The organism is Pseudonocardia sp. EC080619-01 (genome assembly GCF_001420995.1).
GTDB lineage: Bacteria > Actinomycetota > Actinomycetes > Mycobacteriales > Pseudonocardiaceae > Pseudonocardia.
On the sequence record NZ_CP012184.1, the window covers coordinates 12,800 to 29,018 of the forward strand.

Annotated in this window: 18 protein-coding genes; 10 read left to right on the forward strand and 8 right to left on the reverse strand. The window is 74.8% G+C overall.

Annotated features, from left to right (window positions below; all coding sequences use genetic code 11):
* Positions 1-202: 202 nt before the first annotated feature.
* From AD017_RS00065 to AD017_RS00075, 3 genes are all read left to right on the forward strand, one after another.
* A complete protein-coding gene (locus AD017_RS00065; protein WP_060572091.1) occupies positions 203-688 on the forward strand; it encodes a DUF4188 domain-containing protein in 486 nt (161 codons plus the stop codon).
* Positions 689-821: 133 nt separating this feature from the next.
* Positions 822-1,043 carry a hypothetical protein gene (locus AD017_RS35765; protein ID WP_060572093.1) on the forward strand — a complete coding sequence of 74 codons (222 nt, stop codon included), beginning with the start codon at positions 822-824 and terminating at the stop codon, positions 1,041-1,043.
* A gap of 75 nt (positions 1,044-1,118) precedes the next feature.
* The gene (locus AD017_RS00075) at positions 1,119-2,513 is read left to right on the forward strand and encodes a sugar porter family MFS transporter (RefSeq protein WP_060572094.1); all 1,395 of its coding nucleotides are present in this window, start codon (positions 1,119-1,121) and stop codon (positions 2,511-2,513) included.
* Between the two features lie 94 nt (positions 2,514-2,607).
* Here AD017_RS00075 and AD017_RS00080 read toward each other — a convergent pair whose 3' ends face one another.
* Entirely contained in the window at positions 2,608-4,944 is a 2,337-nt protein-coding gene (locus AD017_RS00080) for a molybdopterin-dependent oxidoreductase (protein ID WP_227013352.1), read from the reverse strand.
* Positions 4,945-5,011: 67 nt separating this feature from the next.
* On the opposite strand from AD017_RS00080, the gene AD017_RS00085 reads away from it, so the two are divergent.
* Entirely contained in the window at positions 5,012-5,533 is a 522-nt protein-coding gene (locus tag AD017_RS00085) for a DinB family protein (protein WP_060572098.1), read from the forward strand.
* Positions 5,534-5,584: 51 nt separating this feature from the next.
* Positions 5,585-6,508 carry a LysR family transcriptional regulator gene (locus AD017_RS00090; RefSeq protein WP_060572100.1) on the forward strand — a complete coding sequence of 308 codons (924 nt, stop codon included), beginning with the start codon at positions 5,585-5,587 and terminating at the stop codon, positions 6,506-6,508.
* On the opposite strand, the gene AD017_RS00095 is transcribed toward AD017_RS00090, so the two are convergent.
* The 3 genes from AD017_RS00095 to AD017_RS00105 all read right to left on the reverse strand — a co-directional run bounded on the left by AD017_RS00095 (position 6,449) and on the right by AD017_RS00105 (position 8,770).
* Positions 6,449-7,762 (reverse strand): MFS transporter, encoded by a 1,314-nt coding sequence (locus tag AD017_RS00095; protein ID WP_202968922.1) that lies wholly within the window; start codon positions 7,760-7,762, stop codon positions 6,449-6,451. The genes AD017_RS00090 and AD017_RS00095 overlap by 60 nt on opposite strands.
* The gene (locus tag AD017_RS00100; protein WP_060572102.1) at positions 7,759-8,196 is read right to left on the reverse strand and encodes a MarR family winged helix-turn-helix transcriptional regulator; all 438 of its coding nucleotides are present in this window, start codon (positions 8,194-8,196) and stop codon (positions 7,759-7,761) included. The genes AD017_RS00095 and AD017_RS00100 overlap by 4 nt, the downstream gene beginning before the upstream one ends.
* A gap of 91 nt (positions 8,197-8,287) precedes the next feature.
* A complete protein-coding gene (locus AD017_RS00105) occupies positions 8,288-8,770 on the reverse strand; it encodes a MarR family winged helix-turn-helix transcriptional regulator (RefSeq protein WP_060572105.1) in 483 nt (160 codons plus the stop codon).
* Positions 8,771-8,884: 114 nt separating this feature from the next.
* Here AD017_RS00105 and AD017_RS00110 point away from each other — a divergent pair, with 114 nt between their 5' ends.
* Positions 8,885-9,361, forward strand: coding sequence for a nucleoside deaminase (locus AD017_RS00110; protein WP_060572107.1), 477 nt, complete (start codon positions 8,885-8,887; stop codon positions 9,359-9,361).
* A gap of 206 nt (positions 9,362-9,567) precedes the next feature.
* A complete protein-coding gene (locus tag AD017_RS00115; RefSeq protein ID WP_060572109.1) occupies positions 9,568-9,996 on the forward strand; it encodes a hypothetical protein in 429 nt (142 codons plus the stop codon).
* Here AD017_RS00115 and AD017_RS00120 read toward each other — a convergent pair.
* Genes AD017_RS00120 through AD017_RS34230 form a run of 3 tightly spaced genes read right to left on the reverse strand, consistent with a single transcriptional unit; the run spans position 9,984 to position 12,356 of the window.
* Positions 9,984-10,472, reverse strand: coding sequence for an SRPBCC family protein (locus tag AD017_RS00120; RefSeq protein ID WP_010231114.1), 489 nt, complete (start codon positions 10,470-10,472; stop codon positions 9,984-9,986). The two genes, AD017_RS00115 and AD017_RS00120, sit on opposite strands and share 13 nt — an antisense overlap.
* Before the next feature lie 26 nt (positions 10,473-10,498).
* A complete protein-coding gene (locus AD017_RS00125) occupies positions 10,499-11,602 on the reverse strand; it encodes a Vms1/Ankzf1 family peptidyl-tRNA hydrolase (protein ID WP_145986072.1) in 1,104 nt (367 codons plus the stop codon).
* 43 nt (positions 11,603-11,645) lie between these two features.
* The gene (locus tag AD017_RS34230; protein ID WP_083679859.1) at positions 11,646-12,356 is read right to left on the reverse strand and encodes an IclR family transcriptional regulator; all 711 of its coding nucleotides are present in this window, start codon (positions 12,354-12,356) and stop codon (positions 11,646-11,648) included.
* 145 nt (positions 12,357-12,501) lie between these two features.
* Between AD017_RS34230 and AD017_RS00135 the strand changes: the two genes are divergently transcribed.
* Entirely contained in the window at positions 12,502-13,641 is a 1,140-nt protein-coding gene (locus AD017_RS00135) for a CaiB/BaiF CoA-transferase family protein (protein ID WP_050802466.1), read from the forward strand.
* Between the two features lie 73 nt (positions 13,642-13,714).
* Positions 13,715-14,914 carry an acyl-CoA dehydrogenase family protein gene (locus tag AD017_RS00140; RefSeq protein ID WP_060572114.1) on the forward strand — a complete coding sequence of 400 codons (1,200 nt, stop codon included), beginning with the start codon at positions 13,715-13,717 and terminating at the stop codon, positions 14,912-14,914.
* A gap of 25 nt (positions 14,915-14,939) precedes the next feature.
* Here AD017_RS00140 and AD017_RS00145 read toward each other — a convergent pair whose 3' ends face one another.
* Positions 14,940-15,752, reverse strand: coding sequence for a hypothetical protein (locus AD017_RS00145; protein ID WP_060572116.1), 813 nt, complete (start codon positions 15,750-15,752; stop codon positions 14,940-14,942).
* Between the two features lie 135 nt (positions 15,753-15,887).
* Between AD017_RS00145 and AD017_RS00150 the strand changes: the two genes are divergently transcribed.
* A complete protein-coding gene (locus AD017_RS00150) occupies positions 15,888-16,208 on the forward strand; it encodes a hypothetical protein (RefSeq protein ID WP_060572118.1) in 321 nt (106 codons plus the stop codon).
* Positions 16,209-16,219: the final 11 nt, after the last annotated feature.

Sequence of the window (16,219 nt, forward strand, 5' to 3'; positions counted from 1 at the left end):
GCCGCTGTCCGGCCGCTGTCCGGCGAGCCGGACTCCGGGCCAGCCGGCACCTCCTGCGGAATCGCTGCCTCGGGCAGCGATCTCCGAGAACCCTTCCCCGGTGCTCGTCGTCGCCACGCCCGGGAACACCCTCCTGTTACGGATAGCGCCACTATCCGATCGGGGTAGCCTGCGACCACGGCGACCACGAAGGGACCGGACGATGGCGCAGTACACCCGGACGACGAACGAGGCCACCGACGACGAGATCGTCGTCTTCCTGATCGGCATGCGGTTCAGCAAGCCCTGGCGCCCGGACGCCTGGCTCCCGACGTTCACCGCGATGCCGAAGATGCTCGCCGAGCTCTCGGCCGACCCGGGATCGGGACTTCTCGGCTACCGCCTGACGATCGGCGCCGGTGGGCCGATGGTCGTCCAGTACTGGCGGGACCACGAGTCGCTCTACGCCTACGCGAACGACACCTCCGCCCTGCACCGGCCGGCCTGGGCGGCGTTCAACCGCCGCGCCCGCCGAGTCCCCGGGGCGGTCGGGATCTGGCACGAGACCTTCGTCGTGAAGGAGTTCGAGACGATCTACGGCGACATGCCACCGACCGGCCTGGCCAAGGCACTCGGCGTGCGGACGGTCGACGCGCGTACCGAGGGCGGGCGCCGCCGGCTGGCCGCGACCCGCCGGACCGCCGCCTGACAGCCACCCGCGACGCGACGACGCGCGTTCCGCGGAACGCAGCGGCACGTCCCGCGACGGACAGCATCGCGTTCCGCGGAACGCGACCTCGCGCTTCGACGCTCACCGGATCGGCCGGTGCTCACCGGATCGCATGAGCGGGGCCGGATCCGGTGAGCGCCGAGGGGGCGTACGCGTCGCGTGGTGGCCGCACCCGAAGCGCGTGCTGCACCCGGGCGGGCTGCTCGCGGTGGACAACGCCCTCTCGCACGCCGCCGAGGTCGCCCCGCTGGCCGGACGGCTGGACGCCGAGCCGGGCATGCACACGGTCACGGTGCCCGTCGGCACGGGCGTGCTGCTCGCGTTCCGTTCCTGAGACCGGCACGGACCGCCGCCGCCACCGGCCCCGGTTCCGGTTGCGACCCGCAACCCGGCGTCGGACGATCATCGGGTGACTTCGGGGGCGGAGGCGGCACGACGGCCGTCGCAGTGGGCGATCTGGTTCTTCGGCGCGCTCGGCGGGATCCTGTGGGGCTTCGACACCGGGGTGATCTCCGGCGCGATCCTCTTCATCCCGGACGACGTCCCGCTCACGTCGCTGCAGGAGGGCCTCGTCGTGTCCGGCCTGCTGGTCGGGGCGATGCTGGGCGCCGGGGTCTCGGGCCGGCTGGCCGACACCCTCGGCAGGCGGCTGCTGATCCTCGCCGGCGGGATCGTCTTCGTGGTCGGCACCCTGGGCACGGCGCTCGGGGTCACCGTCGCGATGCTGGTCGGGTTCCGGTTCGTGATGGGGATCGGTGTCGGCATCGTCTCGGTGGTCGTCCCGATGTACCTCTCCGAGCTCGCGCCCGCCCACATCCGCGGACGTCTCACCTCGCTGATGCAGCTGCTCGTGACCGTCGGGATCTTCCTCGCCTACGTCACCGCGTACGCGTTCGCCGAGGCGCGGGACTGGCGCTGGATGATCGGGCTCGGCGTGATCCCGGCCGTCGTGCTGGCGATCGGCATCTACACCCAGCCGGAGAGCCCGCGGTGGCTCGTCGCGCACAAGGCCGACGGCGGCGAGGCCGACGCGCGACGGCTGCTGCGCCGGCTGCGCGGCACCACGGAGATCGCCGACGCGGAGCTCGACGAGATCAAGGAGAGCGTGCGCGTCGAGCGCGAGCACACCGAGCGGGTCTCGATCCGCAGCCTGTTCGCACCGCGGCTGCGTCGCCTGATGGTGATCGGGCTGCTGCTGGTGTTCTTCCAGAACTTCGTCGGGATCAACACGATCATCTACTACGCGCCGACGCTGCTCACCGAGGTCGGGTTCGGGGCGACCGGGGCGATCGGTGCCAACGTCGCGATCGGTGCGGTGAACATGCTGATGACGCTGCCCGGCATGTGGCTGATCGACCGGGCCGGGCGGCGCCCGCTGCTGCGCTGGGGTGCGCTGGGCATGTGCGTCGCGATGATCGTGCTGGCGGTGACGAACCTGTCCGGGCTGGAGCAGGGCCCGCTGCTGCTCGGGCTGACCCTGGCCGGGATCGTCGTCTACATCGCGTCGTTCTCGATCTCGTGGGGACCGGTGCAGTGGGTCCTGCTGCCGGAGCTGTTCCCGCTGCGGGTCCGGGCCGGGGCCGTCGCGTTCTGCGTGACGTTCAACTGGCTGTTCAACATGACCGTCGCGCTGCTGTTCCCGAGCCTGCTGGAGGCGTTCGGCGCGGGCTGGAACTTCCTGTTCTTCGCGGTGACGACGGCGCTGGGCTACGTCTACGCGACCCGGCTGCTGCCCGAGACCAAGGGCCGCACGCTGGAGCAGATCGAGCGTGACCTCGCGGACCCCGCCGCCGCACGTTCCTGACCGGCGGGGCCGGGACCGGCCGCCGGACGGCTCGTGCCGTCCGCGGCGCTCACGGCGCTCACGGCGCTCACGGCACTCACGGCACTCACGGCGCTCACGGTGCTTCCGGCGCCCGGTGCACCTCCACCGCGGGCAGCGGATGGTCGAACCGGCTCACCGCGACCGCGCAGAGCTGTCCGGTGCAGCCCTGGGCGAACCGCGACGAGCCGCGGTCGCGGGTGACCGCGTTCGGGTTGCCGTGCGCGCACAGGCCGTCGTCGCCGAGCTCGGGGCGCTCCGGATCGGCCGTCGGCGCCCACCACGCGCCGGTCGGGAGCTGCAGCACCCCGGGCCGGATGTCGTCGGTGAGGCGGGCGGCGGCGAGGGTCGCGCCGCGGTCGTTGTGCAGCCGGACGACGTCGCCGTCGGCGATCCCGAGCGGGCCGGCGTCGTCCGGGTGGATCCGGACGACCTCGCGTCCGGACCGCTTCGACCCGGAGCTGTGCGCGCCGAAGTCGAGCTGCGAGTGCAGCCGGGTCGCCGGCTGGTTGGAGACCAGCCAGAACGGGTGCCGCTCGTCCGGGGCCTCGGTCGGTTCCCGCCACGCCGGGTGGCCGGGGCAGTCGTCGTAGCCGTGCCCGGCGATCGTCGCCGACCCGACCTGGACCCGGCCGGACGGCGTCGGCAGCGGGTGGCCCTCGGGGTCGGCGCGGAACCGGGCGAGCACGCCGCCGTCGTCGGGCCGTCGCGGCAGCTCCAGCTCCCCGCGCTCCCAGAACTCCTCGAAGTCCGGCGCGGGCTCGCCCCGGTCGGCGAGCGCCTTGCGGGTGCGGTCGTACATGTGCACCAGCCACTCGTGCGCGGTGCGGCCCTCGGTGAAGGCCTCGCCGTGGCCGAGCCGGTGCGCGAGCGCGGAGAGCACGTCGTAGTCGTCACGGGCCTCGCCGTGCACGGGGACGAGCTGCTTCATCGCGACGAGCAGCGCGTCGGAGCTGGTGGCGCCGATGTCGTCGCGCTCGATCGTCATGGTCGAGGGCAGGACGACGTCGGCGTGCCGGGCCGTCGCCGTCCAGACGGGGTCGTGCACGGCGAAGGTGTCCAGCTCGGCGACCGCCCGCCGCAGCCGGCGCAGGTCCTGGTGGTGGTGGAACGGGTTGCCGCCCGCCCACCAGGCCATCCGCACGTGCGGGTAGGTGCGCTCGGCGCCGTCGTAGTCGTAGGTCCCGCCCGGGTGCAGCAGCATGTCCGCGACCCGGGCGACCGGGATGAACGAGTTCACCGGGTTCGGGGCCCGGGAGAAGCTCGGGACCGGCACCGCGTTGCGCGGCCGGCCGTAGTGCCCGAGGGAGCCGAGGCCGTAGTTGAACCCGCCGCCGGGCAGCCCGATCTGACCGAGGACGGCCGCGAGCGCCGTCCCGCCCCAGACCGGCTGCTCCCCGTGCTCGGCGCGCTGCAACGACTGCGCGACGGTGACCAGGGTGCGGCCGTAGGCGATCCGCCAGGCCAGCTCCCGGATCGCGGACGCGTCGATGCCGGTGATCGCCGACGCCCAGGCGGCGTCCTTGGCTGGGGCGGCGAACAGGTACTCGCGCAGCGTCTCCCAGCCGTCGCAGTGCGAGGCGAGGAAGTCGGTGTCGTGCCGGCCCTCGGCGACGACGGTGTGCATCAGCGCGAGCATCAGCGCCACGTCGGTGCCGGGGCGGATCGGCAGCCAGGTCGCGTCGACCTCCTCGGGAAGGTCCGGACGCAGTGGGCTGACCAGCACGAACATCGCGCCCCGGTCCCGGGCGGCGCGCATCGCACCGCGCTCCACGTGCCGCGACACCCCGCCCGCCGCGATGCCCGAGTTCTTCAGCGCCATCCCGCCGAACGCGAGCACGGTGTCGGTGTGCGCGGCGACCTGGTCCCAGGTGACGGCGTAGCGGGTGACGGCGTCGAACCCGCCCAGGATCTGCGGCAGCAGCACCTCCGCGGCGCCACCGGAGTAGGAGTTGACCGAGCGGGTGTAGCCGCCGGTCACCGCCAGGAAGCGGTGCAGCTGGCCCTGCGCGTGGTGGAAGCGCCCGGCCGACGCCCATCCGTACGACCCGCCGTAGACGGCCTCGTCGCCGTGGGTCGAACGGACCCGGTGGGTCTCCTCGGCGAGCCGGTCCAGGACGGCCTCCCAGGAGACCGTGCGGTACCCGTCGCGTCCGCGGCCCGGGTCGCGCCCCGGCCCTCGCTCCCACCAGCCGCGCCGCACCGCGGGCGCGGCGACCCGTGCCGGGTGTCCGACGGCGGACGGGATGTTGTCCAGCACCGGCGACGGGTCCGGGTCGCCGGGGTGCGGGCGGACCCGCAACCGGCGGCCGTCGTAGCGGGCGGTGAACACGCCCCAGTGCGCGCTGTGGGTCTTCTCGGCGTCGATGATCACTCCGCGGGATTCGGTCCGGTCCGGCTCACCGCGTTCCACGCTAGGCCGCACCGGCCCGCGTGCGGAAGGGAGCATACGGATCGCCCCGGGTGGGAAGCCTCGCAGCATGACGACCTCCGCGGAGCTGCTCATCGACCACTTCGGCCGCGTCGACGAGCTGGTGCACGACGTGCTCGACCGGCTGACCGAGGCCGATCTCGCCCGCCGTCCGGAGGTCGCCGGGTCCGGTGGGCCCGGGAACCCGATCGGCTGGCTGGTCTGGCACCTGCTGCGGGTGCAGGACGACCACGTCGCCGAGGCGTTCGGCACCGGTCAGGTCTGGACCGGCGACGGCTGGGCCGACCGCTTCGGCCTGGACCTCGATCCCGCCGACACCGGGTTCGGCCACACCCCGGAGCAGGTCGGGCGGGTCCGCACGACCGCGGAGCTCCTCACCGGGTACGGCGAGGCCGTGCACGCCCGCACGGTGGCGCACCTGGGCGGTCTCGGCGACGACGACCTGTCCCGGATCCTGCCCTCGACCTGGGGCGAGGGTGTGAGCCTGGGCGTGCGGCTGGTCAGCGTGCTCGGCGACGACCTGCAGCACGCCGGACAGGCCGCCTACCTGCGAGGCCTGTTCGGGGTGTGACACCGGCGGCCGTACCGGTCCGCGGCGGTACCGGCGCCTAGGCTGGACCGGATGTCCACCGCACCCGTACGCGTCCCCGACCTGACCGCGCTCGCCCTGGTCGTCACCGTGGCCCGCACCGGCGGGCTCGCCGCCGCCGCGCAGGAGCAGGGGCTGTCGGTGCAGGCCGCGTCGTCGCGGCTCCGGACACTGGAGCAGCAGGTCGGCGGGCCCGTCCTCGAGCGCACGCGGCGCGGCCGGTCGGGGCGGCTCACCGCCCGCGGGGTGCTGCTGGCGGAGTGGGCCGGTCCGCTGCTGGACACGGCCCGCGATCTCGACGCGGCGCTGGCGGTGCTGCGCCCGGCGCCGGACGGGACCGACCCGGTCGTCCTGGCGGCCGGGTCGGGGGTGGCGGAGTGCCTGCTCCCCCGCTGGCTGGTGGAGCTGCGGGACGGCCCGGGCGGGCGGATCTCGCTGCTCGACACCGACGACCCCGCGACCGCGGTGCGCGACGGCGACGCGGCCGTCGGCGTCGTCGAGACGCCCGGCCCGCTGGACAAGCTGCACGCGGCGACCGTCGCGACGGACGCGCTCGTCCTCGTCGTCGCTCCCGGGCACCACTGGGCGGGCGGGCCGGGGGTCGGCGCCACGGAGCTGCTCGCCACTCCCCTGCTCACCCGCCGTCCGGGGACGGGGTCGCGGCCCGCCGCCGAGGCCGCGCTCACCGCGGCCGCCCCCGGGGTCACGGCCGCCGCGCCGCTGTCCGAGCTCGCCGCCGACGCGGCCGTCCGCGCGGCCGTGCGGGCCGGCGACGGCCCGGCGCTCCTCGGGCGGACGTCGGTGGCCGCCGACCTGGCTGCGGGCTCCGCGGTCGAGGTCCCGGTGCACGGCGCCGATCTCGGCCGCGAGTTCCGCGCGGTCTGGCAGGAGGGCACGTCACCGCAGGGGACGGCGCGCGACCTCCTCCGCATCGCCACCGGCGGCCGGATCCGCTGACCGCCCGTCCCGCTCCGCCCGCGCAGCACGCCGGGCGGCGGGCAGGCCGATGAGGGCGGCGACCAGGCAGGCGACGGCGCCGAGCGCGAGGCCGCCCCGGCCGCCGAGGTGCTCGCTCACCCAGCCCGCGACCGGGCCGCCGATCGGGGTCGAGCCGAGGAAGGCGACCGACCACAACGCCATCACCCGGCCCCGCATGTGCGGCTCCGAGGCCAGCTGCATCGTGCTGTTCCCGCCCGCCATGAACGCCACGCTGGCCATCCCGACCATCGCCATCGCGACGAGCGCGACCCACAACGACGGGGCGGCCGCCGCGAGGCCGAGCACCACGCCGAACACGAGCGCCGTGCGCACCAGGGACGGCAGCCCGGTCCGGCCCCGCCCGGCGACGACCAGCCCGCCGATCACCGCACCGACGCCCATCGCCCCGGTGAGGTAGCCGTAGGTGCTCGCGTTCCCGCCGAACGTCTCGGACGCGACGACCGGCAGCACCACCGGGAACTCGTAGGCCAGGCAGCCGATCAGCGCCATCATGACCAGCGGGACGAGCAGGTCGGGGTTGCCGCGGACGTAGGCCAGTCCCTCGCGCAGCTGCCCGGGTGCGCGAGGGGCGGGCTCGGTCGGGGTGAGCGCGGAGACGTCGAGCCGCAGCAGCGACGTCACGACGGCGACGAAGCTGGCCGCGTTCACCGCGAAGCACACCCCGGTGCCCCCGGCGACGATCACCAGGCCGGCGACGGCGGGGCCGACCGCGCGGGCGGCGTTGGTCAGGACCGAGTTGAGGGTGACGGCGTTGCGCAGGTCGTCGCGGCCCACCAGCTCCTGCACGAACGCCTGGCGGGCCGGGTTCTCGAACGCCTTGTTCAGCCCGAGCACGGCGGCCAGGACGTAGACGTGCCAGAGCGCGACCGTCCCGGTCAGGGTGAGCACGGCCAGCGCGAGTGCCTGCAGGCCCATGACCGACTGCAGCCCGATCATCAGCCGTCGCTTGTCGACCCGGTCCACCCACACGCCCGCGTACGGCCCGAGCAGCAGGGTGGGCAGGGTCTGCATCGCGACGACGGTGCCGAGCACGGCCGCGGACCCGGTCAGCTCGTAGACCAGCCAGGACTGGGCGACCGACTGCATCCAGGTGCCGACCAGCGAGATCGACTGGCCACCGAACCAGAGCCGGTAGTTGCGCCCGGACAGCGCGGCGAAGGTGCGGCCCGCGGCGGACCGGGCCGACGAGCGGAGCGCCGAGCCGGTGATCACCGGGCGTCCCGCAGCGACGACGCGAGGGCCTCCAGCGCAGGGAGCGCGGCACGCAGGCCGTCGGCCTGGACGTCGGGCAGGGCGTCGACGTGCTCGGCGAGCAGCCTGGCCCGCTCCGCGCGCTGCCGCTCGTGCTCGGCCCGGCCGGTCCCGGTCGCGGTCACCCGGACGGCGCGACCGTCGTCGGGGTCGGTGTCGCGGGCCAGCAGCCCGGCCGCCTCCAGCTTGCCCGCCATCCGGGACAGCATCGTCGGGTTGAGCCCCTCGAGGGTCGCGAGCTCGCCCATCCCGATCGGCCCGCGCACGACGACCGTGCCGAGCACCGAGACCTGGGTGCGGGTGAGCTCGGACCCGCGGGAGTGCCGGTCCAGGCCGCGCCCGATCCGGGCGAGGACGACGCGCAGCCGGGCCAGCTCGTCGGGGTCGAGACTCATCGTGCTCCGGTCTCCCGCCTGTCGTTCTATTGCCTGTCGGCAAGCATATACCCGGGGACAGGAGGGTGCCGGTGGACGTGAGCGGGAGAACTCAGCCGGCCGGCTCGTCGTGGTCGTCGTGCTCGTCGCGTCCGTCACGCAGCCGTGCCGCGAGCCGCTGGAGGTCGTCGCGCAGGCGGAAGAGCTCGTCGAGATCCATCCCGGTCGCCCGGATGACCTGCTCCTGCGCGACCGCGGCCCGGCTGCGCAGGGCCCGGCCCTCCTCGGTCAGCGAGACCTGCACGGTGCGCTCGTCGTCGGGACGGCGGGCCCGCACGACGAGCCCGCGCTTCTCGAGCCGGGTCAGCATCGGCGACAGCGTGCCGCTGTCCAGGACCATCCGCTCGCCGAGCTCGCGCTGCGGCACGGACTCCTCGGCCCACAGCACCAGCAGCACCGCGTACTGGCTGTAGGTGAGGCCGATCGCGTCGAGGATCGGTCGGTAACAGCCGGTCATCGCCCGCGAGGCCGAGTGCAGCGCGAAACAGAGCTGCTCGTCGAGCGCCAGCGGCGCAACGGTTCCGGTCCGGTCCATCCCCACAGGGTAGGCCGTCACCGCGCGGAGTCCACCGGGCGTCCGTGTCCGGCGCGCCGCGGGCGGGCCCGGAACGGCCCTACGATCGGCGGGACCGGAAGGGGTGATCGGGCGATGGACGAGCAGGACCGCGTGCATCTGCGCCGGTGCGTCGAGCTGGCCGAACAGGCCCTCGGGGCCGGGGACGAGCCGTTCGGGTCGGTGCTGGTCGACGCCTCGGGCGTCGTGCGGGCCGAGGACCGGAACCGGGTCGCCTGCGGGGACCCCACCCGTCATCCGGAGTTCGAGCTGGCCCGGCTCGCGACGGAGCTGCTCACTCCCGGTGAGCGGGCCGGGGCGACCGTCTACACCTCCGGTGAGCACTGCCCCATGTGCGCGGCCGCGCACGCCTGGGTCGGACTGGGACGCATCGTGTACGCGAGCTCGACGGCCCAGCTCACCACGTGGCTGCAGGAGATCGGGACACCGTCGCCCCCGGTCCGGCCGCTTCCGGTGTCGGAGGTGGCGCCGGGGGTCCGGGTGGAGGGCCCCGATCCCGATCTCGCCCCCCGGGTCCGTGCACTGCACCAGCGGTTCCACCGGTGGCACTGAACTCGGTGGCGACGGGACGGGGTCCGGGGCGCCACCGCCCCCGAGCGGCCGCGCCCCGGACCCCGGGGCGACGGACCGGAAGGCTCCCCAGCATCCGGCCCGGTTCCGAGGTCGTCAGGTCTTCGGGATACCCGCACACGACCGCGGTAACCCACACGGGCCGGAAAAGTTCGGGATCCGGCCGCCGCAACCGGAAGGACCGACCGATGCTCCGCACCACCGCCCGCCTGCTGCTCGGCGCCTTCCTGCTGACCGCCGGCGTCGCCCACCTGCTGGTTCCCGCCGAGTTCGGCGCGCAGGTCCCACCGTTCCTGCCCGCCCCGGGCGTGATCGTGCTGGTCTCCGGGCTCGTCGAGATCGCCCTGGGCGCGGCGGTGCTCGTGGCTCCGGCGCGGCTCCGCCCGGCGACCGGCCTGATCGTCGCCGCGCTGTTCGTGCTGGTGTTCCCGGGGAACGTGTCGCAGTACCTGACCGGCACCGCCGCGTTCGGGCTCGACACCGACGGCGCCCGCGCGCTGCGCCTGGTGTTCCAGCCGATGCTGGTGGCGTGGGCGCTGTGGGCCTGCGCGTCGTGGCCGGTGCTGCGCGGGTGGTGGCTCGGACGTCGGCGGGGCGGGGCCCGTCAGCGGTCCTGAACGGTGCGCGCCAGGATGCCGAGGGTCGCCCGGAGCGCCTCCCCGGAGATCAGCGGGAACCCGAGCCCGCGGTAGTCGGGGTGGATGTCCGACCAGTCGCAGTACGACACGACCCGGGTGGCGCCCTCCCCGGCGGGCTCCAGCCGGTAGCCGTAGACGTGCCCGACCGGAGGCCGCATGGTGCCGTCGATGGTCCATGCGATCTCACGGTCCGGCTCGTATGCGGTGATCACGACGTGCACGTCGTAGCGCCCCATCGGGCGGTCACCGAGGGCCTCGCGGTCCATGTGCACGAGGAACCTGTCCCCCGTCGCCGTGACCGGCTCGCCCTCTGCGGACATCAGCATCCCGGAGCTGTCGATCGCCACGTGACCGTGCGGGTCACGCAGCACCGCGAAGATCGCCGACGGCGACGCGTCGACCACCCGTGCCGCCTCGATCCGCTCGCCGGTCGCCGCACTGCGCTCGTCGCTCATGGCTCCCGATCATGCCGGACGGAACGTCAGGCGGCCGGGCCGACCGGGAAGCGCAGGATCGCGCCCAGGCCGTCGGAGAGGGTGACGTCGTCGCCCGGGCGAGCCTGCACCACGTCACCGTCCGCGGAGACGACCGCCCGCACCAGCACGTCCGCCGCGGGCCCGGAGGTCTCCGGCCCGCCGGCGAGCAGCTCGTCGGCCCGCTCGGCGACGGCGGTCGGGTCCGTTCCGACGAGGAGTTCGGTCCCCGGCACCGCCGACGGGTCGACCAGCAGCGTCTCCACGGCGTGCGCGCGGGCGGCCGCGGCGACGCCGGACAGCCCGGTCACGGCGAGGCCGTCGGTGCGGCCCGACGCGGTCGCGTAGCTGGTCACCGCGGTCACCCGGCGCTGCTCGCGGACGTCGTCGGCGGCGGCGCGCACGGTGTCGTCGACCTGCTCGGGGACCGTGCCGCCGGTGTTCTCGATCTCCGCCATGATCTCGGCCGAGGCCGGGGCGAGCTCGTCGCGCAGCCGGGCGCGGGCCGGTGCGTCCCCGGCGACCACGAGCAGTCCCGCGTTGCCGCCGCGGACGAGCTTGTCGACCCGCTCGGCGACGGCCTGGGCGTTGCGCTTCCAGGTCTCCTCCACGCGGGCGTCGGCGCCACCCTCGCCGGGGCCTGCGGTGTTCGCCTTGTGCACCGGTCCGGTCGCGTCCGAGCTCACCGTCTCCACCGAACCGTCGACGGCGCGGATCTCACCGCCGGTCCGGTCGACCGCGACCACGACCGTCGGCACCTCGTCACTGCCCGAGGAGAGCACGGCGAGCAGGTCGGGGACCGGCCCCCAGCTCGCGGTGCCACGCTCCGGCGGCACCTCGCAGTGCCGGTCGAGCAGGACGCGGGCGGAGTCGGCGACGAGCAGCCGGCCCGCCGTGCCGTCGGGAGCGCCGGCGCCGGTCACGGCCTCGTCGAGCACCGCGAGCGTCGCGTCGTCGGCACCGGCGTCGACGAGCCGCTCGCGCAGGTCGCGCCACCGCAGCCGGTACTGCTCGGTCGCGTCGGCCGTGTCGTGCGTGGCGTCCATGACCACGGTCGCGAACGGGCCGGCGCTGTCGTTCAGGTCTCGGATCCAGATGTTTCGCATCACCATCCGCCTTCCCGCTGAGACCCCGGACAAACACCCCGGAGGTGCCTCAGCCCGACCACGCGTCGGCGGCGTCGGCCAACGCCTGCGCGACGCCCGCCGGGACCTCGCCGGCGTGCGGGGCGGCCGCGGACAGCGCACCCGTCACCCGGCCCTCGCGGCGCAGCGGGACCGCGACCGCCGCGGCCCCGGGCAGCAGCGTCCCGCTGGCGCCGCGCTCCCCGCCTGCCTCCCGGATCCGGGCACAGGTCTCCAGCAGCGCGGCGGCCGCCGCCGGGTCGCCCTCGTGCGCGTGCAGCGCGATCCGCTTGCGTTCCTCCGGCGGCAGGTGCGCGAGCAGGACCCGCCCGGCCGCGGTGTCCGGGAGCGGCGCCCGCACCCGCGCCGACAGCGCCACGTCGAACGACTCGTCGGCACCGGCCCAGTCCAGGTAGACGGCGTCGTCGCCGATCCGGGCGGCCAGCAGCACCGGGAGGCCCGTCACCCGGGCGAGGTGGTCCAGCGCGTCGTGCGGGACCGCGGGGACCGGCGGGACGCCGGCGCGGGCGGCGAGCATCCACGGCGCGGGCCCGAGCGTGTAGCGACGGTCCCGCTCGTCGAGGTATCCGGTGGCCACGAGGCCGTCGACGAGCTTCTGCACGGACGACACCGGTGCCCCGACCCGGCGGGCCAGCGACGACAGCGTGCTCCCGCCCGGGCGGCGCGCCGCGGCCTCCAGCAGCGCGGCCACCCGGTCCACGGTCCGGTGATGATTACGCATTTGGGTAAGCATAACTCGCATCAGGGAACGTCGGTAGCCATGCTGATGTTGTGCGGAGCGAGAACCCCGACGGAAGGACGTGAGGGACGTGAGCACAGCGGGAGCACTCGAAGGGCTGCGCGTGATCGATCTGGCCTCGGTCGTGATGGGCCCGTACGCCTGCCAGATCCTCGGTGACATGGGCGCCGAGGTGATCAAGGTCGAGCCGCCGACGGGCGACATGACGCGCCGCACGATGCCGCAGCGCCACCCCGGGATGGGGGCGCTGGCGCTGAACGTGAACCGCAACAAGCGCTCGCTCGCCCTCGACCTCAAGACCGACGGGGGCCGCGCCGTCCTGGACGACCTGCTCGGCACCGCCGACGTGCTCGTCACCACCATGCGCCCCGGGGCGCTGGCCCGGCTGGGGCTCGCCCCCGACGCGGTGTCGCAGCGGTTCCCGCGCCTGGTCCACGTGCGTGCGCAGGGTTTCCGCAGCGACTCGGAGCTCGCCGACCGCGCCGCCTACGACGAGATCGTGCAGGCGTCCTCCGGGATGGTGGACCTGATGCGCCGGGCGACCGGCACGCCGTCGTACGCGCCGACGATCCTCGCCGACAAGGTCTGCGCCCTGACGATCGCCTACTCCACGCTGGCCGCGGTGATCCACCAGCGGGCCACCGGCGAGGGGCAGCTCGTCGAGGTGCCGATGACCGACACCCTGCTGGCGTTCAACCTGGTCGAGCACCTGTCCGGGCACACGTTCGTCCCCGCGGAGGGGCCGACCGGGTTCAACCGGTCGATGGCGGAGAAGCACGAGGCCGTCGCCACCGCCGACGGCTGGGCCTGCATCCTGCCCTACACCCCGGCGAACATCGCCGACTTCTTCCGCGCCGCCGGCCGCGAGGACCTCGCCACCGACGAGCGGTTCGCCGGCTCCGAGGCGCTCTCGCGGCACCAGCCCGAGCTGTACGCGCTGATCGGCGAGCTCGCCCCGTCGCGCACCACCGCCGAGTGGGGAGAGCTGTGCGCCGACCACTCGATCCCGTTCGCGCCGGTGCTGTCCGTCGACGACGCGGAGGACGACCCGTACGTGACCGGCGGCGGGATCCTCGCCGAGGCCGACCACCCCACGGAGGGCCGCTACCGCTCCATCGGCTTCCCGGTCCGCTTCGCCGGCACCCCCGCCGGGCTCCGCAGCCCGGCCCCGCAGCTGGGTGCCGACGGCGCCGACGTCCTGCGCGAGCTGGGCCGCACCGACGCCCAGATCGAGGAGCTCGTCGAGGCGGGGGTGCTGGCCCGATGAGGGCCGCCGACGTCCTCGCCGCCGGGACGGCCCCGGCCGCGCACCCCACCGCCACCACACAGGAGGACCCGTCATGACCGTGCTGGACCCGCTTCCCGCCGACGTCTACGGCTACGCCGGCCTGCTCGACGACACCGACACGGAGATCCTGGCCCGGGTGCGCCGGTTCGCCGAGCAGCGGATCGCACCGATCGCCGACGACTACTGGGACCGCGCGGAGTTCCCGCACGAGCTGATCCCCGGCTTCGCCGAGCTCGACGTCGTCGGCCTCGCCCGGGACTGGCCGGACCGTCCCGCGCGCTCCCGGCTGCTCACCAGCTTCGTGTCGATGGAGCTGTCCCGCATCGACCCGTCGATGGCGACGTTCTTCGGCGTGCACGCGGGACTCGCGCTGACCTCGATCGACCTGTGCGGTTCCGAGGAGCAGAAGGAGCGCTGGCTCCCGGCGATGCGCCGGATGGAGAGGATCGGCGCGTTCGCGCTGTCCGAGCCGCACGGCGGCTCCGACGTCGCCGGCGGGCTGGAGACGACCGCCGAGCGCGACGGCGACGCCTGGGTCCTGAACGGCGCGAAGCGCTGGATCGGCAACGGCACGTTCGCCGACCTCGTCGTCGTCTGGGCCCGGGACGTCGCCGACGACGCCGTGAAGGGCTTCGTCGTCGAGAAGGACATGCCCGGGTTCGCCGCCACCAAGATGGAGGGCAAGCTGGCCCTGCGCTCGGTGCAGAACGCCGACCTGACCTTCACCGGCGTGCGGGTCCCCGAGGCGAACCGGCTGCCCGGCGCGCAGAGCTTCGCCGACACCAACCGGGTGCTGCGGGTGACCCGCGGCGGGGTCGCCTGGAACGCCGTCGGTGCCATGGCCGGGGTGTACGAGCTCGCCCGCGACTACGCCGTCGACCGCGTCCAGTTCGGGCAGCCGATCGCCGCGTTCCAGCTGGTGCAGGACCACCTCGTGTCGATCCTCGGCAACGTCACGGCCTCGCTGGGCATGGCGGTGCGGATCGCGCAGATGCAGGACGACGGGACGTTCCGCGACGAGCAGGCCGCGCTGGCGAAGCGGCAGGCCACGCTGATGCTGCGCGACTCGGTCGCCCGTGCCCGCGAGGTGTTCGGCGGCAACGGGATCCTGCTGGAGAACAAGGTCGGCCGGTTCTTCAACGACGCCGAGGCCCTCTACTCCTACGAGGGCACCAAGGAGATCAACACACTCGTCGTCGGGCGGTCGGTCACCGGCATCGGGGCCTTCGTCGGGCGGTCGCGGTCCCGCTGACCGCCGCGGCGGGACGGCCCCGCGGTCACACCCCGCCGGGCCCGGTCGCGGGCCCGCCGAGCGCCGTCCGCAGCGACCGGAGCCCGGCGGCCGACGGGTCGGCGGCGGGGAGCGCCGCCAGGTAGGCGTCGACGCACTCCCGGTACAGCGGGGCCAGGTGCGCGGTGAGCAGGCCGAGCGTCACGTCCGCGTCGGGCAGGCCGCCGTCCCGCCAGTGCAGCGCCGCCGTCGCCAACGCGGTGTGCGGCCCGTCGTAGGACGCGACGGCGGCGTCGTTGCGTCCGATGTCGCCGGTCCGGAGGGTGTGCAGGAACCGCACCGGGAAGAGCACCGCCTTCGTGACGGCGCGCGCCCCGCCGTCCAGCAGCCCGGCCGGGTCGGCGATCCCGGCGAGCCACGCGTCGTCGGCCCGGCCGGCGAGGAACTCCGCGGACGCGGCGACGAGCTCGGCGTGACCGGGTGCGACGGCGCCGTCGCGGACGTCGGTGCCGTGCCGCAGCACCCCGTGCTCGAGCAGGTCGAGCCGGTCCACCGCGGGCAGCCGCGCGGGGGTCGCCGCACCGCCGCGGCGCACGGTCGCGGGATCGGCCCAGAAGACCGAGAGCCGGTCCGCGAGCGCCCCGGGGGCCCGGCCGCGGGTCCGGGCGGTGACGTCACGGACCCGGTCCGCGGTCCCGTCGCCGGTGCTGCGCAGGACCAGCGCGAGATCGACGTCGCTCACCTCCGGCGCGAACCCGCCGTGCGCGAGGCTGCCGAGCGTGTACGCGGCCACCAGGTCGTCCCCGAACTCCGCGGCCGCCTCGGCGGTGGCCGCGGCGAGCACCGTCTCGCCGTCCACCCCGACAGCGTGACAGGTCGTCCGTCGCCCGGGAGGGTGTACCGCCGGGCGCGTCGTCGACCGCCGGGCGCGTGGCGGGCTCCACCGGGCCCGGGCAGGGTTGCCCGCAATCGATCATCGCGGACCATCGTCGACGTGCTCTACATCGGACCGGTCGACATCCCGGGGTCGGACGACCACGAGGGCTTCGTCAGTGCCCGCACCCCCGACGGCCGGGACACCGGGATCTGGACCGACGTCCGGGCGGCGGACGCCGGGTACACCGGGTTCCGGGCCGGCTGCAAGTGCGGCTGGCTCGACGACGCCTTCACCACCCCCGACGACGGCGGTCACCAGGCCGCGCTGCACGACTTCGTGCACCACCACTTCGAGGTCGTCGCCGGCCGGACGCTCGACCCGGCGCAGGACTTCCTCACCCCGTGGGCGGTTCGTGTCCGATCGGGCTCCGCCGTCTGATCCGTCCGTCG

Coding starts and splice junctions, on each gene's coding strand:
- AD017_RS00065 (WP_060572091.1), top strand. CDS start 203: ATGGCGCAGTACACCCGGACGACGAACGAGGCCACCGACGACGAGATC.
- AD017_RS35765 (WP_060572093.1), top strand. CDS start 822: ATGAGCGGGGCCGGATCCGGTGAGCGCCGAGGGGGCGTACGCGTCGCG.
- AD017_RS00085 (WP_060572098.1), top strand. CDS start 5,012: ATGACGACCTCCGCGGAGCTGCTCATCGACCACTTCGGCCGCGTCGAC.
- AD017_RS00090 (WP_060572100.1), top strand. CDS start 5,585: ATGTCCACCGCACCCGTACGCGTCCCCGACCTGACCGCGCTCGCCCTG.
- AD017_RS00100 (WP_060572102.1), bottom strand. CDS start 8,196: ATGAGTCTCGACCCCGACGAGCTGGCCCGGCTGCGCGTCGTCCTCGCC.
- AD017_RS00105 (WP_060572105.1), bottom strand. CDS start 8,770: ATGGACCGGACCGGAACCGTTGCGCCGCTGGCGCTCGACGAGCAGCTC.
- AD017_RS00110 (WP_060572107.1), top strand. CDS start 8,885: ATGGACGAGCAGGACCGCGTGCATCTGCGCCGGTGCGTCGAGCTGGCC.
- AD017_RS00115 (WP_060572109.1), top strand. CDS start 9,568: ATGCTCCGCACCACCGCCCGCCTGCTGCTCGGCGCCTTCCTGCTGACC.
- AD017_RS00120 (WP_010231114.1), bottom strand. CDS start 10,472: ATGAGCGACGAGCGCAGTGCGGCGACCGGCGAGCGGATCGAGGCGGCA.
- AD017_RS00125 (WP_145986072.1), bottom strand. CDS start 11,602: ATGGTGATGCGAAACATCTGGATCCGAGACCTGAACGACAGCGCCGGC.
- AD017_RS34230 (WP_083679859.1), bottom strand. CDS start 12,356: ATGCGTAATCATCACCGGACCGTGGACCGGGTGGCCGCGCTGCTGGAG.
- AD017_RS00135 (WP_050802466.1), top strand. CDS start 12,502: ATGGGCCCGTACGCCTGCCAGATCCTCGGTGACATGGGCGCCGAGGTG.
- AD017_RS00140 (WP_060572114.1), top strand. CDS start 13,715: ATGACCGTGCTGGACCCGCTTCCCGCCGACGTCTACGGCTACGCCGGC.